Annotated in this window: 14 protein-coding genes; 6 read left to right on the top strand and 8 right to left on the bottom strand. The window is 69.5% G+C overall.

From position 1 onward, the window contains the following. Positions 1 to 18: 18 nt before the first annotated feature. Genes LBN7_RS11485 through dnaK form a run of 3 tightly spaced genes read right to left on the bottom strand, consistent with a single transcriptional unit; the run spans position 19 to position 3,492 of the window. Entirely contained in the window at positions 19 to 1,002 is a 984-nt protein-coding gene (locus LBN7_RS11485; protein WP_116633687.1) for a DnaJ C-terminal domain-containing protein, read from the bottom strand. A 7-nt stretch (positions 1,003 to 1,009) separates the two neighbouring features. Beyond that, the gene (locus tag LBN7_RS11480; RefSeq protein ID WP_116633686.1) at positions 1,010 to 1,627 is read right to left on the bottom strand and encodes a nucleotide exchange factor GrpE; all 618 of its coding nucleotides are present in this window, start codon (positions 1,625 to 1,627) and stop codon (positions 1,010 to 1,012) included. Between the two features lie 2 nt (positions 1,628 to 1,629). Continuing rightward, positions 1,630 to 3,492, bottom strand: coding sequence for a molecular chaperone DnaK (gene dnaK, locus LBN7_RS11475; RefSeq protein WP_116633685.1), 1,863 nt, complete (start codon positions 3,490 to 3,492; stop codon positions 1,630 to 1,632). A 385-nt stretch (positions 3,493 to 3,877) separates the two neighbouring features. Between dnaK and LBN7_RS11470 the strand changes: the two genes are divergently transcribed. Beyond that, positions 3,878 to 4,351, top strand: coding sequence for a hypothetical protein (locus LBN7_RS11470; protein WP_407359691.1), 474 nt, complete (start codon positions 3,878 to 3,880; stop codon positions 4,349 to 4,351). A 14-nt stretch (positions 4,352 to 4,365) separates the two neighbouring features. Here the strand turns inward: LBN7_RS11470 and LBN7_RS11465 are convergent, their stop codons facing one another. The 5 genes from LBN7_RS11465 to LBN7_RS11445 form a co-directional block, all read right to left on the bottom strand. Beyond that, on the bottom strand, positions 4,366 to 5,694 hold the full coding sequence (locus tag LBN7_RS11465) for a DUF222 domain-containing protein (protein ID WP_407359690.1): 1,329 nt from the start codon (positions 5,692 to 5,694) through the stop codon (positions 4,366 to 4,368). Between the two features lie 133 nt (positions 5,695 to 5,827). Further along, a complete protein-coding gene (locus LBN7_RS11460; protein WP_407359689.1) occupies positions 5,828 to 6,577 on the bottom strand; it encodes a phosphotransferase in 750 nt (249 codons plus the stop codon). A gap of 9 nt (positions 6,578 to 6,586) precedes the next feature. Further along, positions 6,587 to 7,000, bottom strand: a complete 414-nt coding sequence (locus LBN7_RS11455; protein ID WP_116633681.1) for a hypothetical protein — start codon at positions 6,998 to 7,000, stop codon at positions 6,587 to 6,589. A gap of 9 nt (positions 7,001 to 7,009) precedes the next feature. Continuing rightward, positions 7,010 to 8,377, bottom strand: a complete 1,368-nt coding sequence (locus LBN7_RS11450) for an NtaA/DmoA family FMN-dependent monooxygenase (protein WP_116633680.1) — start codon at positions 8,375 to 8,377, stop codon at positions 7,010 to 7,012. A 75-nt stretch (positions 8,378 to 8,452) separates the two neighbouring features. Next, entirely contained in the window at positions 8,453 to 9,346 is an 894-nt protein-coding gene (locus LBN7_RS11445; protein ID WP_341947256.1) for a heparin lyase I family protein, read from the bottom strand. 100 nt (positions 9,347 to 9,446) lie between these two features. Here LBN7_RS11445 and LBN7_RS11440 point away from each other — a divergent pair, with 100 nt between their 5' ends. The 5 genes from LBN7_RS11440 (at position 9,447) to LBN7_RS11420 (ending at position 15,087) form a co-directional block, all read left to right on the top strand. Next, positions 9,447 to 10,121 (top strand): sirohydrochlorin chelatase, encoded by a 675-nt coding sequence (locus LBN7_RS11440; protein WP_407359688.1) that lies wholly within the window; start codon positions 9,447 to 9,449, stop codon positions 10,119 to 10,121. Between the two features lie 139 nt (positions 10,122 to 10,260). Further along, the gene (locus LBN7_RS11435; protein WP_341947254.1) at positions 10,261 to 11,979 is read left to right on the top strand and encodes a nitrite/sulfite reductase; all 1,719 of its coding nucleotides are present in this window, start codon (positions 10,261 to 10,263) and stop codon (positions 11,977 to 11,979) included. Further along, positions 11,976 to 12,752: a phosphoadenylyl-sulfate reductase gene (locus tag LBN7_RS11430; RefSeq protein WP_341947253.1), complete on the top strand. Its 777-nt coding sequence runs from the start codon at positions 11,976 to 11,978 to the stop codon at positions 12,750 to 12,752. The genes LBN7_RS11435 and LBN7_RS11430 overlap by 4 nt, the downstream gene beginning before the upstream one ends. Then, complete coding sequence (cysD, locus tag LBN7_RS11425; protein WP_341947252.1) at positions 12,749 to 13,714, top strand: sulfate adenylyltransferase subunit CysD; 966 nt, start codon at positions 12,749 to 12,751, stop codon at positions 13,712 to 13,714. The genes LBN7_RS11430 and cysD overlap by 4 nt, the downstream gene beginning before the upstream one ends. Next, positions 13,714 to 15,087, top strand: coding sequence for a sulfate adenylyltransferase subunit 1 (locus LBN7_RS11420; RefSeq protein WP_407359687.1), 1,374 nt, complete (start codon positions 13,714 to 13,716; stop codon positions 15,085 to 15,087). Before cysD ends, LBN7_RS11420 begins: the two co-directional genes overlap by 1 nt. The last annotated feature ends 10 nt before the right edge of the window (positions 15,088 to 15,097 follow it).

Here is a 15,097-nt window from a genome sequence, read left to right as displayed (position 1 = left end):
CCCCGGTGCTCGCGGACGTCATCGCTTCGCCTTCGCCATCAGCTCGGCGCGCGGATTCTCCGTCGGCTCGAGCTCCTGGAACTTCTCCAGCGCCGCACGAGCGGCTTCGTCGAGGTGCGTCGGCACCGCGACCTGGAGTTCGGCGAGCAGGTCGCCGCTGCCCTTCGACGTCGTGACGCCGCGGCCCTTGACGCGCAGCACCCGACCGGAGGGGGTGCCCGGTGCGACGCGGAGCTTGACCACGTCGCCGCCGAGCGTCGGCACCTCGATGGTCGCGCCGAGGGTCGCCTCGGTGAACGTCACCGGCACGATGACGCGCAGGTTCAGTCCGTCACGCGTGAACACCGGATGCGGGCGCACCGTGATCTGCACCACGATGTCGCCGCGCTCCCCGCCATCGGGCGAGGGGCGACCGCGACCCCGCAGTCGGATCTTCTGCCCGTCGGCCACGCCGGCGGGGATCTTCACCTTGAACGGCTTGCCGTCTTCTCCCTGCAGGGAGATGGTCTCGCCCTGCACGGCCGTGATGAAGTCGATCGTCGTCCGCGCCGTGACGTCGGCACCCCGCTGCGGCCCGCCGAAGCCGCGATACCCGCCGCTCGTCTGCCCGAAGCGGCCGTTGCCGAACGAACCGCCCTGCCCCTGGTTGAACATCGCGAAGATGTCCTCGAAGTCGGCGGACTGGCCGCGCCCCTGCTGGCCGAAGCGGCTGAACACGTCTTCGAAGCCGCCCGCGCCCGCGCCGCCCGCCGTGAAGCGCGCGCCCGATCCCATGGCACGGATCTCGTCGTACTCCTTGCGCTGATCGGCGTCGGAGAGCACCGAGTACGCCTCGCTGATCTCTTTGAACTTCGCCTCTGCCGCCGCATCACCCTGATTGGAATCGGGGTGATACTTGCGCGCCAGCTTGCGGTACGTCTTCTTGAGATCGGCGTCGCTGACGTCCTTCGAGACCCCGAGGGTCTTGTAGAAGTCCTTGTCGAACCAATCCTGGCTAGCCATCGATCACCTACTCGGCAGGGACAGCGACGACGACCTTCGCGGGACGCAGCTCGATGTCACCGAGGCGGTATCCCACCTCGACGACTTCGAGCACCGTGGTCTTGGTGGCGCCCGGAGTGGGCTGCTGGAAGATCGCCTCGTGGCGCTGCGGGTCGAATTCCTCGCCCTTCTCGCCGTAGGAGACGACACCGAGGCGCTCGACCACCACGCGCACCTTGTCGGCGATCACGGCGAAGGGCGTGCCCTCGACGAGGTCGCCGTGCTGGGCCGCGCGGTCGAGATCGTCGAGCACCGGGATGAGGCCCTTGGCGGCCTCGCCCTTCGCTCGCTCGCTCTCGATCTGACGCTGCTCCTCGGTGCGGCGGCGGTAGTTGGCGTACTCGGCCTGCAGACGCTTGAGGTCGTTCAGCAGGGTGGACTCGAGGTCGGCGAGGACGGCGTCCTCCGCCGCGGCCTCACCGGTCTGCGTCGCGCCGAGGATGTCGTCGACCGTGAGGTCGTCGTCGGAGCCCTCGGCCGCTGCGGCCTCGGTGGAGTCGGGGTTCTGCGGCTGGGGGCCGGACGCGTTCGCGTCCGACCCCTCTTCCGGAACCCCGGCGTTGTCGTCGAAGTTCTTGTCCGTCATGATTACTTCTTGTCTTCCTCGTCGTCGACGACCTCGGCGTCGATGACGTCCTCGTCGGAGGAGCTGTCATCGGCGGGAGCGTCGCCCTCAGGGGCGGCGCCGGCCGCGGCATCCGCCTGGGACGTGGCGTAGATCGCTTCGCCGAGCTTGCCCTGCGACTCGTTCAGCTTGTCGAATGCGGTCTTCACGGCGTCGTCGTCCTCGCCCGCGAGTGCGGTCTTGAGGGCGTCGACGTCGGCCTGGACCGACTCCTTGACGTCGGCGGGGAGCTTGTCCTCGTTGTCCTTGATCAGCTTGTCGATCGAGTAGGCGAGGGTCTCGGCCTGGTTGCGGACCTCGGCGGCCTCGCGGCGCTTCTTGTCTTCGGCCGCGTTCTCCTCGGCCTCGCGCACCATGCGGTCGATGTCTTCCTTGGACAGCGACGAGCCGCCCGTGATCGTCATCGACTGCTCCTTGCCGGTGCCCTTGTCCTTGGCGGACACGTGCACGATGCCGTTGGCGTCGATGTCGAAGGTGACCTCGATCTGCGGGATGCCGCGGGGAGCCGGGGCGATGCCGGTCAGCTCGAACGTGCCGAGCGGCTTGTTGTCGCGCGTGAAGTCACGCTCGCCCTGGAAGACCTGGATCGCGACGGACGGCTGGTTGTCGTCTGCCGTGGTGAAGGTCTCGCTGCGCTTGGTCGGGATGGCCGTGTTGCGCTCGATGAGCTTGGTCATCATGCCGCCCTTGGTCTCGATTCCGAGGCTCAGGGGGGTGACGTCGATGAGCAGCACGTCCTTGCGCTCACCCTTGAGGACTCCGGCCTGCAGGGCGGCGCCGACGGCGACGACCTCGTCCGGGTTGACGCCCTTGTTCGCTTCCTTGCCGGCCTCGCGCTTGACGAGCTCGGCGACGGCGGGCATACGCGTCGATCCACCGACGAGCACGACGTGAGCGATGTCGGCGACCTTGATGCCGGCCTCGCGGATGACGTCCTCGAACGGCTTCTTGGTGCGGTCGAGCAGATCCTTGGTGAGGTCCTCGAACTTCGCGCGGGTGATGGTCTCGCTCAGCGACACCGGGCCGGACTCCGTCAGCGACAGGTACGGGAGGTTGATGCTGGTCGAGGTCGAGGAGGAGAGCTCCTTCTTCGCCTGCTCGGCAGCCTCCTTGAGGCGCTGGAGGGCGATCTTGTCACCCGAGACGTCGACGCCCGTGGTCTCCTTGAACTGCTTGATGAGGAAGTCGACGAGACGCTGGTCCCAGTCGTCTCCACCGAGGCGGTTGTCACCGGCGGTCGAGCGCACCTGGATGGTCGAGAAGTCGTCGTCCTTGCCCACCTCGAGGAGGGAGACGTCGAACGTTCCGCCACCGAGGTCGAAGACGAGGATGAGCTCGTCTTCCTTGCCGCGGTCGAGACCGTACGCGAGGGCGGCGGCGGTCGGCTCGTTGATGATGCGCAGGACGTTGAGGCCCGCGATCTCACCGGCCTCCTTCGTGGCCTGGCGCTCGGCGTCGTTGAAGTACGCGGGGACCGTGATGACGGCATCCGTCACCGTGTCGCCCAGGTACGACTCGGCGTCGCGCTTGAGCTTCATGAGGATGCGCGCGGAGATCTCCTGCGGCGTCCACTTCTTGCCGTCGACGTCGAAGCTCCAGTCGGTGCCCATGTGGCGCTTGACCGACGAGATCGTGCGGTCGACGTTGGTGACGGCCTGGCGCTTGGCGGTCTCGCCGACCAGCACCTCTCCGTCTTTGGTGAAGGCGACCACCGAGGGGGTGGTGCGGAAGCCCTCGGCGTTGGCGATGACCTTGGGCTCGCCGCCCTCGAGGACGCTGACGACGGAGTTGGTGGTTCCGAGGTCGATACCGACAGCACGTGCCATGTGTTTTCTCCTTTGTTGGAAGTTCTTGTGGTTCGGAAATCTGCGGCGATCAGGGAAACCTGAGTCGCGATGACTCAACTGTACTCCGAGGTGCCGATGGTGTCAAACAAAGTTGATACGAGAAGGCTCAAGTTTGGGTGTCGGCAGTTATCCACAGGCGTGGATCGGCGGATGCGGCGACTGCCTAGGCTCCCGCAGCATGACTCGACGAATTCATCGCACCACCCTCCGCATCCCTGCCGCCATCGCCGTGGCTGCCTTCTTGGCCGTCGCGAGCGGGTGCGCCGCACCCCCGATCTCGCGCGAGGCGAGGAGTACGGACCCGAGCCGGGCATCCGGCACGAGCCCGACATCCGATGCGGGGATCGGGTCGGTTTCGGAGGATGTGACCTTCGCCGCAGGGGCGGCCCTGACGGCGGATTCGGACATCCGGTGGGGCGACGGGCTGATCGAGGACGAGGGGTGGGCGGCGCTGCCGTCCGATCAGCCGGGACGATGGTCGTACCGGAACGCCAGCGGCTCCTGCACGGCCGCGTTCCGGGGCGGCGTGCTCGGTGACGCGGGCGGCATGGACGACAGGGAGGCCACCGACGCCCTGATCGAGCATCAGTCCGGTGGCGATTTCCTCGGGCAGGACTGGCTCACCGACGGAGAGTTCCTGCGCTACGGAGGCGAGGGCTCCGGCGTGGAGCACCGCCAGTTCAGCTACACGTTCAACGAGGTCGGATACTTCATGGCCGCGCGAGCCTTCGTGGAAGCCGACTACTCGGTGTGGGTCACCGTCACGTGCGAGGGAGAGCCTGTCAGCCCCGTCGTGCAGGAGGTGCTGTCGAAGAACTTCATCGCGGTCGACGAGTAGCGTGAGCCGTCGAATCAGAACGGCGGGCTCGAATCGTCGTCGGTGAAGGTGATCGTGTGCGGGGGCGGCGGCTTGTCGATGTAGGTGCGGCCGGTGGGGCTGGTCCAGGCGTAGGTGCCGTCGCCGAGGGGTTCGACGTGCCATGGCGAGTGGTGCTTGAGGACGTGGTGTCGTCGGCAGAGGTGGCCGAGGTTCTCCACCGTGGTCGCACCGCCGTGGGCGGCGTCGTGGTGGTGGTCGATGTCGCAGTCCGATGGTGGGTACCCGCAGGTGGGGAATCGGCAACGCTGGTCCCGGGCCCGGAGGTGTCGTTTCAGCTCCGCACTGGGTCGGTAGCGGTCGACAGTGAGGAGCGCCCCGGTGATGGGGTCGGTGAGGATGCGATCCCACCCGGATGCCGCCCCCGCGAGGCGTCTCGCCGTATCGGGATCGATCGGGGTGCAACCGTTCAGTTCCGCGGGGGTCGTGCCGTGCCCCATGAGGGTCGTGACCGGGACCGTGACCGACACGCTTGCCGTGATCGCTCCGAGGAGCCCGGCGGGGGTGTCGTGCCCTGCCGGGGCACCGGTGAGGAGGAGGTCGAGGGCGATGTCGGCGCGGATCTGTCCGAGAGTGCGCGGGTCTTTGGCGACCGTGTCACCGGGCTTCTTGTTGGCGGCCGGACCGAACGCACTCTCTCGCGCGTCGGTGGCAGCGGTCTGCTCGTGCACGGTCTTTCCCATGGCGGTGATCCGGTCGAACGCGCCATGCACCAGCGCGGCCGGCCCGAGCATGCCGAGCTCTGCCATCCCGTCGGGGAGGTCTCTCACCCACACAGCCCGCTTCTTCCGCGCATCCTTGTGCCGGTCACTGATCGGGCGGGACTGGTACCGTTCCGCGACCCGCCGCGCCCGCCGCGCGACCCGGTTCGCGGACTCCGTCTCCGCGAACCCGATCATCTCCGCCGAATACGCCTCCCGGTCCGCGGGATCGTCCAGGTGCTCGCCGGCGTCGCAGATCACCCGCGCATGCGCGGCACTGATCCGCCCCGACCCCAGTGCCCGCCACACCGACGGGAACCGCTCCACCAGGAACGACGCGTCCGTCATCCGCCGCTGCACCGTCCGGTCCGACACCCGCAGCGCGGCCGCGAACTCCGCCGCGACCGTCCGCAACGCCAGCTCCGCCTCGTCCCGTGACGCGGCCTGCTGGGCGATGTCGACCGCCAACCGGGACCCGACCGCAAGAAACCCGTCCCGGACGGCCTGCATGCTGCTGATCGTGCGCTCGACCTCGACGAGCATCTCGGTGACCGCACCCAGCGCGTTCACCTGCTCGATCGTCGCGTCCGCCACTGCTGTCATACCCCTAGTGAAACAGGGGCCACCGACATTGAAACCCCCAGATCACGCCCACAAACCGATACACCAGCATCCTGTCCCCAGACAACGGAACACCGCCGAAATGCACGGCGCCCGACCACCGAATCCGCCAGGCTCAGCGCCCGGAAAGCGCCCTCGCCCACACGCCCTGATGTTCCCGCACGTAGTCGACAGCCCTCGCCCAGTGCGCACCGTGGCCGTCCTCGTGCATCGACGCCCATGGTTCCTCCGCCGTCGCCGCCGCACCCTCCAGTAGGGCCAGCATCGCCGCCGTCCGCTCCGCCATCGCGCCGGGCAACTCGCCTCGCATCCGCTCGTCCGCTCCGTAGCCGTCGACCAGTGCTGCCAGATCGCCGGCCGCAAGCGCGGGTTCCCGTCCGCTGTCGGAGAGAGTGAACGCCTGCGCGGCATACGCCAGATCCCAGAGGCGAGTGCTCGGCGCGGCGGCATCCCAATCGATGAACACCCATCGCTCTCCGATGACGAGATTCCACGGAGCCAGGTCGTTGTGACACACGAGTCCTGCCGCCGGTGCGGGGATCGCGGTGCGCCACGCCGCATCCGACGGAGGCACGTAGACCTCGCTCGCGTCGTGGATGTCGCGGATCATCGATCCGACCCGACGCAGATCGTCCGCCGCCAGCCGACCACCGTCGATCGCCAGATCTCCCGGCACGAACTCGATGATCTGCCGCCCCTGCCCGTCCCGGCCCAGGGGTTCGGGGACATCCACCCCCTTCCCCCGCAGGAACGTCACGAAGTCCGCGATGCTCTCCGTCGCATCCGTCCAGGGCTTGCGCACCGTGCCCCCGACACGCACGACAGCACCGCTCGCGTTCCCGCCTGCCAGCGGCTCCTCGTCCATCCGACGACGCTACTCCGAAGAAGCCTCCGCAGACGCCGGCCGCACCAGCAGCCGCCGCACACCCCCGCGCGCCAGCATGAGCACGACGATGAGCAGCGTGACAAGGAAGAACCCGCCGAGATACACGGCGTCGCCGAACACCAGGTCGACCAGCTCCAGCACGAGGAATTTGCTGCCCGGCATCACGAGCAGCAGCACGACCACGCCGACCGCCCGTCTCGCGCCGCTGCCCTCGGAGCGGATGCGCGCGAGCGCCTTCGTCTTCACCCACACGACGGCCTCGAGCACGACCTTCAGCAGGACCGCCGTCAGCAGCGACAGCAGGAAGCTCTCGGAGATCACCGCCGGGAACAGTTGAGTGAAGGTGCCGAGGACGACCAGATACACGAGGACGTCGACCAGATCGATGGCACGGAGCCGCATGGCCCGAGTCTAGAGGTTCGCACCCCCGCGATACCGCGCAGCGGGATGCCGTTCCGGGAGGCGCGGCCCCTCGCCGAAGATCCGCTCGCGCAGTGTCTCCCCCGGCACGTACGCCTCGCGCATCCGTCCCCGCCGACGCAGCTCCGGAACCACGAGCTCACCGAAGTCCCTGGCCGTGTCGAACGAGTGGTACTGGCGCAGGTTGATCCCGTCGATGCCGTCGGCGTCGAGCCACCGCTCGATCGTGTCGGCCACCTGCTCAGGACTGCCGACCGCGAGGAAGCGCGAATCCCACGCCTCGTCGACCGCTCCCGCGAACTGGCCGACGGTCAGATGCAGCGGGAGCGCGCCCGCGTCGACCACGTCCTGCCGTCCCTCGCGCTCCAGCGCCTCACGCACCGTGATGTCGGCCGGATGCTGCAGGGGATGGAACGGCACGCTCATGTGGATGAACGCTCCCTCGGGGTCGCGGAACGACCGGTACTCCTCGTACTTCGCCCGCGCCTCCTCCTCGGTGGGCGCGACGATGACGGTGGCCATCACGACGTACCGCGTGTCCTCCGGCCGCCGACCGTGGCGCACGCTCTCGTCGCGGATCGCGGCGATGTTGCGCTCGAGCGCTCCGGGCGGACGGTCGGCCGTGAACAGCACCTCTGCGTGCTGCGCGGCGAACGCGATGCCGGCCTTGGACGCCGACGCCTGGAACAGCAACGGCACGCGCTGCCGCGACGGCTCGGACAGGTGAGGCCCGGCGACGCGGAAGTGCGTGCCGACATGATCGATCGCGCGCACGGCGCCGGCGCGGCTGTACGTTCCGCCGTCCTTGTCGGCGACGACCGCGTCGTCGTCCCACGAGCCCTCCCACAGCTTGTAGAGGACGTCGATGTACTCCGCCGCGATCTCGTATCGGGTGTCGTGCGGGATCTGATCGTCGAGACCGAAGTTGCGCGCCGCGTTCGGCAGGTACGAGGTGACGATGTTCCATCCCACCCGTCCGCGGGTCAGGTGATCGAGCGTCGCCATGCGCCGCGCGAAGGCGAACGGCGGCTCGTAGGTCGTCGAGAAGGTCACGCCGAAGCCGATGTGCTCGGTGACGGCCGCCATCGCGGCGACGAGCAGCAGCGGATCGATGTTGGGGATCTGCAGCCCGCGCTCGAGCGCGGGCTCGAAGCTGTCGTCGTAGACGTCGTACGCACCCACGACGTCGGCCAGGAAGATCGCGTCGAAACCGGCCGCCTCGGCGACCTGCGCCAGCTCGGTCCAGTAGGAGATGTCGGCGTAGCGCTCGCGCTGGTTGTCCGGCTGACGCCACAGCCCATGGGTGATGTGCCCCGGCGTCGCCATCTCGAACAGGTTGACGATGAGCTGCTTGGTCATCGCGCCTCCTTCCTCGGCCCTCGCAGAACCCTAGTGAAGTCGGCATCCTCGCGGCGAGACGGGGGACGCGGAACGTCACCCGGCGGCGCACCCCGTGAGGTCGTGCACGGTGATGCCCCGGTGGTAGATCTGCAGGTCGGGCTGCGCCGGATACCCTCCGGTGCGCCACGAGGACCGGTAGATGCCGGTCTGGAAGTACGGCGGCCACTGCTGGTGGTAGTTGTTGTCGCCGGAGATGTCGAGCACCGTCGTTCCGCCGTGGGTGACGATCACGCGGCCGGGAGTGGAGGGCGTCGACCAGGTGATGTCCACGGTCCAGTCGTTCCAGCGGCCGTACTGCACCGGTACCGGGAGCGTATGCCTGGTCAGCTGCGTCGTGAGGTCGGGCTGGAGCCGGTAGACGTGCAGCTCCCACACGGGCGTCGGGGTGCCGTTGAGCAGGAGCGCGAGCGGCGGGTTCGTCGCCCGGCCGTCGGGCAGCGTGTAGCCGTGCCACTGCGCGAGGATCGTGCCGTACCGGAAGGGCACGTAGTCGGTCGGGATGTAGTGCGAGACTCCGTAGCGGTACCGGCCGAGGGTGAACTGGCGGCGCGCGATCTCGGCCCGATACGAGACCTGGTCGGCCGGCACCGTGAAGCGCATCACCGGCTGCCCTGAGCCTGCCGGATCGGGCACGATCGCGTAGCGCGCGGGCGGGAAGAGCGTCTGGTCGCCCCAGACGTCACCGGCGCCGACCGGACTGCTGGCGCCGTCGAAGATGCGCGCGGTCCAGTTGCCGGCGGAGGGAGTGGCGAATCCGTCCTGATGGACGAGCGCCTCGCAGGCGGCGCTGGCGGATGCCGGGCGTCCGGCGACCGCGAAGGTCGTGGCCAGTGCCGCGGCGCCGGAGGCGCGGAGCAGCGTGCGCCGATCGAGCAGGAGGCGTCCGAGGGCGGTCCGGTGGGTCTGAGAAACATCGTCGTTCGTCATCCCCGACACGGTAGGGGCGCGGAGCGGGGCGGCCAAGCGATACAACAGAAGCTAACAATCGCGACACATCTCCGTCATACGCACCTCCTAGGCTGACCGCATGGCTCGACCCACCCTGCTCGCCGTCTCGCACGGCACGTCCGACGCCGCCGGGGCGCGCGCGATCGCCGACCTCGTCGAGGCGGTCGCCGCCCGGCTCCCCGACGTCGAGGTGCGTGCCGCCTTCGTCGACGTGCAGGAGCCCGACGCCGTCGACGCCCTCGCGGCGATCGACGGCCCCGTCGTGGTCGTCCCCCTGCTGCTGTCGAGCGGATTCCACGTGCATCACGACCTGCACGGGATGGTCGCCGACCGGGCGGATGCCGTGGTGGCGGCGCCTCTGGGCCCCGACGCCCGGCTCGCCGCCGTGCTCGCGGAGCGGATGCCGGCGGCATCCGCTCTCCCGGTGATCCTCGCGGTCGCGGGGTCGCGTGATCCGCGGTCGCTGACGGATGCCGAGGGCATGGCCGCCGTCCTGCGCGAGCATCTCGGCCGCCGCGTGGAGCTCACGTACCTCGCCGCGCGCGAGCCCGATCTGCCGACGGCACTCGCGGCGCATCCGGACGCCGTCGTCTCGACCTACCTCCTGGCTCGCGGTTACTTCTTCGACCTCGCGGAGCGGCAGGCGGCCGGACGCGTGCTCACGCTGCCGCTGCTCGACGGCGGCGCGGTGCCCGAGCCGCTGATCGACATCGTGATCTCGCGATACGAGGAGACCGTCCCGCAGATCGGCTGATCCGGACCGACAGGCCCTCTGTCAATACTCCGGCCGCCGTGTGTCTCTCTGTGACGCCCCCTGACGCCCCGTGTCATCGAGGTTCTTGCACCGAGTCCAAGCTCCTACCTTGATGCGAAGCCATCCCAGGGAGCAGGTCATGACCATCGAGCAGCCGACGCCGATCCGTGGTGCCCGCACGCGCACCACGCGGACGCCGACCAAGCCGCACGGACAGTGGGCGGTCGACGGCCGCGAACCCCTGAACGCGAACGAGGAGTTCAAGCTCGCGGACGACGGGCTCAACGTTCGGGAGCGCATCGAGACGATCTACGCGAAGGGCGGATTCGCATCGATCGATCCGACCGACCTGCACGGACGCTTCCGCTGGTGGGGGCTGTACACCCAGCGCAAGCCGGGCATCGACGGCGGCCGCACCGCCCAGCTCGAGCCGCACGAGCTCGAGGACGAGTACTTCATGCTGCGCGTGCGCATCGACGGCGGTCAGCTGACCACGCAGCAGCTCCGGGTGATCGGCGAGATCTCGACCGAGTTCGCCCGCGACTCCGCCGACCTCACCGATCGCCAGAACGTGCAGCTGCACTGGGTGCAGGTCGAAGACGTCCCGGAGATCTGGCGGCGCCTGGAAGAGGTCGGACTCAGCACCACGGAGGCCTGCGGCGATGTGCCGCGGGTCATCCTCGGGTCGCCCGTGGCCGGAATCGCCGCCGACGAGATCATCGACCCGACTCCGCAGATCCAGGAGATCGCGGAGCGCTTCATCGGCGACGCGACGCTCGCGAATCTCCCGCGCAAGTTCAAGACGGCCATCACCGGTCACCCCAGCCAGGATGTCGTCCACGAGATCAACGACTGCGCCTTCGTCGCCGTCGAGCATCCCGAGCTCGGGATCGGATACGACCTGTGGGTCGGCGGCGCGCTCTCGGTGGTTCCGCGTCTCGGCGAGCGCCTCGGCGTCTTCGTGGCGCCCGACCGGGTCGCCGACGTGTGGCACGGGGTCACGCAGATCTTCCGCGACTACGGCTATCGCCGTCTCCGCAACAAGGCCCGCCTGAAGTTCCTCCTCGCCGACTGGGGCGTGGAGCGCTTCCGCGAGGTGCTCGAGACCGAGTATCTCGACACGCCTCTCCCCGACGGCCCCGCAGCCCCCAAGCCCACGAGCCTCGGCGACCATGTCGGTGTGCACGCGCAGAAGGACGGCAGATTCTTCGTCGGCGCTGCCCCTCTCGTCGGACGCGTGTCCGGCTCGACGCTCACGGCTCTCGCCGATCTCGTGGAGGTGCACGGGTCGCAGCGCGTCCGCACCACCCCGCACCAGAAGCTCATCGTGCTCGACGTGCCGGAGCCCGAGGTCGAGAGCCTCATCGCCGGCCTCGATGCGATCGGCCTGTCCGCCCGTCCCAGCCTGTTCCGGCGCGGCACGATCGCCTGCACGGGCATCGAGTACTGCAAGCTCGCGATCGTCGAGACGAAGGCCAACGCCGCCGAGGCGATCACGCAGCTCGAGCGGCGTCTCGGCGAGCTCGAGCCCGAGATCGGCCGCCCGATCACCCTCCACGTGAACGGATGCCCGAACTCGTGCGCCCGCATCCAGATCGCGGACATCGGGCTGAAGGGCCAGCTCGTGTCGATCGACGGCGAGCAGGTGCCCGGCTATCAGGTGCACCTCGGCGGCGGCCTCGCGAACGTCGACCGCGAGGAGGCCGGCCTCGGCCGCACCGTCCGCGGCCTGAAGGTGGCCGCCGACGGCATCGCCGACTACGCCGAGCGGGTGATCCGCCGCTACCTCGCCGACCGGGAGGTCGACGAGACCTTCGCCGTCTGGGCGCACCGCGCCGACGAGGAGGCGCTGCAATGAGCCCTATCGAGGCTGGGTCCCTGAGCCGGTCGAAGGGCCAGCAGGTCGTCATACGTCCGGCCCGCCGCTCGGCGGACGAGCTGCGCGCCCTCGCCGAGCGCGGCGCGGTCGAGCTTCGCAGCCGTCAGGCCGATGAGGCGAGCCCCGCCGAGGTCGTCGCCTGGGTCGCCGAGAACTTCGCCGTCAGCCAGGCCACCGTCGCCTGCTCGATGGCGGATGCCGCGCTGCCGCACCTGGTCGCGCAGAGCCTCCCCGGCGTCGACGTGCTGTTCCTCGACACCGGCTACCACTTCGCCGAGACGACCGTCACGCGCAACGAGGTCGAGCGAGAGCTCGACGTGCGCATCGTCGACGTCAAGCCCGTGCAGTCGGTGCGCGAGCAGGATGCCGCCCACGGCGAGGACCTCTTCGCCCGCGACCCGGGCCTGTGCTGCGCGCTGCGCAAGGTCGAGCCGCTGCAGCGCGCGCTCGGCGACTACGAGCTGTGGTTCACCGGCGTGCGTCGTGAGGAGGCGCCCACCCGCGCCGAGACTCCGCTGATCGTGTGGGACGAGCGCAACGGACTGGTCAAGGTGAACCCGGTCGCCGCCTGGAGCTTCGACGACCTCATCGACTACGCGACCGTCAACGAGGTGCCGGTGAACCCGCTGATCGCGAACGGCTACCCCTCGATCGGCTGCGCACCGTGCACGAAGCCCGTCGCCGCCGGCGAAGACCCTCGATCCGGCCGCTGGGCCGGCCTGTCCAAGACCGAATGCGGGCTGCACCTATGACTCTCGATACGCAGGACGCTTCGACAGGCTCAGCGACCCAGCACCATGGGCCCCTGAGCTCGTCGAAGGGTCGGCTCTCCGCGCTCGACCTGCTCGAGGCGGAGGGCATCCACATCATCCGCGAGGTCGTCGCCGAGTTCGAGCGCCCCGTGCTGCTGTTCTCCGGCGGCAAGGACTCGGTGGTGGTGCTGCACCTCGCGGCCAAGGCCTTCGCCCCCGGACGCGTGCCCTTCCCCGTGCTGCATGTCGACACCGGCCACAACTTCCCCGAGGTGATCGCCTTCCGCGACGAGACCGTGGCGCGGCTCGGCATCCGTCTCGAGGTCGCGAGCGTGCAGTCGTACATCGACGACGGCCGCCTCGCCGAGCGCCCCGATGGCACGCGCAACCCGCTGCAGACGCAGCCGCTGCTCGACGCCATCGCCGCGGGGAAGCACGATGCCGTGTTCGGCGGTGCCCGCCGCGACGAGGACAAGGCGCGCGCCAAGGAGCGCATCATCTCGCTGCGCGACGAGTTCGGCCAGTGGGACCCGCGCAACCAGCGGCCCGAGCTCTGGAGCCTCTACAACGGCCGCCACCTGCCCGGCCAGCATGTGCGTGCGTTCCCGATCTCGAACTGGACCGAGCTCGACGTGTGGCGCTACATCGAGCGCGAGGGCATCGCCCTGCCTCCGCTGTACTACGCGCACGAGCGCGAGGTGTTCCGCCGCGACGGCATGTGGTGGGCGATCGGCGAGTTCTCGCAGCCACGCACCGGCGAGGAGACCGAGCGCCGCGTGGTCCGCTACCGCACGGTGGGCGACATGAGCTGCACGGGAGCGGTGGAATCGGATGCCGCGGACACGGCATCCGTCGTCGCCGAAGTCGGCCGCTCGACGCTCACCGAGCGCGGCGCCACCCGGGCCGACGACCGCATCAGCGAGGCGGCCATGGAAGACCGCAAGAAGGACGGGTACTTCTGATGAGCGCGATTGAAGCTGGGTCCCTGAGCCTGTCGAAGGGCCCCCGGAGCGACGCTTCGACAAGCTCAGCGACCCAAGCACCGGACGCCACGCTGTTCCGCTTCGCCACGGCGGGGTCCGTCGACGACGGCAAGTCCACGCTCGTCGGGCGCCTGCTGCACGACGCGAAGGCGATCCTCGCCGACCAGCTCGAGCAGGTCGCGACGACCTCCCGGCAGCGCGGCTTCGCGCACGGCGACTTCGACTTCGCGCTGCTCACCGACGGCCTGCGCGCCGAACGCGAGCAGGGCATCACGATCGACGTCGCCTACCGGTACTTCGCCACCGCTCGGCGGAGCTTCATCCTCGCCGACTGCCCCGGGCACGTGCAGTACACGCGCAACATGGTCACCGGCTCGGCCACGGCCGATGCGGTGATCGTGCTGGTCGACGCCCGCAAGGGGATCGTCGAGCAGACGCGCCGTCACCTCGCCGTCGTGTCGCTGCTGCGCGTCGCGCACGTGATCATCGCGGTGAACAAGATCGACCTGACCGGCTTCGACGAGAACGTCTTCGTCGAGATCGAGCTCGAGGCGGCGCGCGTCGCGGAGCAGCTGGGCCTGCACGGCATCCATGTCCTGCCGGTCTCGGCCCTGGAGGGCGACAACATCGTCGACCGGTCCGCGCGCACCCCGTGGTACTCCGGCCCGACGCTGATCGAGCTGCTCGAGGAGCTGCCCCGTCAGGACGAGGAGGACGCCGCGGCATCCTCCTTCCGGCTTTCGGTGCAGCTCGTGCTGCGCCCGCAGGGCGGGCTCTCCCCCGACATCGACGATCCCGAGCAGTACCGCGACTTCCGCGGCTTCGCCGGGCGCATCGCCTCGGGCGTCGTGCAGGTGGGGGACCGCGTCGACGTCTTCCCCGGCGGGCACGAGACGACCGTCACCGGCATCCACGTGGCCGGGGAGCCGGCGGATGCCGCCACCGCGCCCCAGTCCGTGACGCTGACCCTCGCCGACGAGATCGACGCCGCCCGCGGCGCGCTGATCGCCGCCGCCGGCACCGCTCCGACGGGAAGCCGCGAGGCCGTGGTCGAGCTCTTCCAGCTGGACGCGCGCCCGGTCGTCGCGGGCGCGAAGGTGCTCGTCAAGCACGGTACCGCCACGGTGCAGGCGCTCGTCGCCGAGGTGCTGTCGCGCCGTGACCTCGAGACGCTCGCGCACGAGGACGCGCCGTCGCTCGCCGCGAACGAGATCGGCCGGGTGCGGCTGCGCTTCGCCGCCGACCTGCCGATCGAGCCATATGCGCGGGATCGCTCCGGCGGCTCGCTCCTGCTGATCCACCCCGCCGACGGCGCGACGCTCGCCGCCGCGACCGTGATCGACGAACCCTGAGACCTGCACC

This window comes from Microbacterium sp. LBN7 (assembly GCF_045690345.1).
In the GTDB taxonomy this organism is placed as follows: domain Bacteria; phylum Actinomycetota; class Actinomycetes; order Actinomycetales; family Microbacteriaceae; genus Microbacterium.
The sequence above is the reverse complement of the archived record's forward strand: the minus strand, read 5'-3'. Positions and strand labels throughout refer to the sequence as shown.

Excerpts from the sequence above, each read along its gene's own strand:
- LBN7_RS11485 (WP_116633687.1), bottom strand. The coding sequence starts at position 1,002 with ATGGCTAGCCAGGATTGGTTCGACAAGGACTTCTACAAGACCCTCGGG.
- LBN7_RS11480 (WP_116633686.1), bottom strand. The coding sequence starts at position 1,627 with ATGACGGACAAGAACTTCGACGACAACGCCGGGGTTCCGGAAGAGGGG.
- dnaK (WP_116633685.1), bottom strand. The coding sequence starts at position 3,492 with ATGGCACGTGCTGTCGGTATCGACCTCGGAACCACCAACTCCGTCGTC.
- LBN7_RS11465 (WP_407359690.1), bottom strand. The coding sequence starts at position 5,694 with ATGACAGCAGTGGCGGACGCGACGATCGAGCAGGTGAACGCGCTGGGT.
- LBN7_RS11460 (WP_407359689.1), bottom strand. The coding sequence starts at position 6,577 with ATGGACGAGGAGCCGCTGGCAGGCGGGAACGCGAGCGGTGCTGTCGTG.
- LBN7_RS11455 (WP_116633681.1), bottom strand. The coding sequence starts at position 7,000 with ATGCGGCTCCGTGCCATCGATCTGGTCGACGTCCTCGTGTATCTGGTC.
- LBN7_RS11450 (WP_116633680.1), bottom strand. The coding sequence starts at position 8,377 with ATGACCAAGCAGCTCATCGTCAACCTGTTCGAGATGGCGACGCCGGGG.
- LBN7_RS11445 (WP_341947256.1), bottom strand. The coding sequence starts at position 9,346 with ATGACGAACGACGATGTTTCTCAGACCCACCGGACCGCCCTCGGACGC.
- LBN7_RS11440 (WP_407359688.1), top strand. The coding sequence starts at position 9,447 with ATGGCTCGACCCACCCTGCTCGCCGTCTCGCACGGCACGTCCGACGCC.
- LBN7_RS11435 (WP_341947254.1), top strand. The coding sequence starts at position 10,261 with ATGACCATCGAGCAGCCGACGCCGATCCGTGGTGCCCGCACGCGCACC.
- LBN7_RS11430 (WP_341947253.1), top strand. The coding sequence starts at position 11,976 with ATGAGCCCTATCGAGGCTGGGTCCCTGAGCCGGTCGAAGGGCCAGCAG.
- cysD (WP_341947252.1), top strand. The coding sequence starts at position 12,749 with ATGACTCTCGATACGCAGGACGCTTCGACAGGCTCAGCGACCCAGCAC.
- LBN7_RS11420 (WP_407359687.1), top strand. The coding sequence starts at position 13,714 with ATGAGCGCGATTGAAGCTGGGTCCCTGAGCCTGTCGAAGGGCCCCCGG.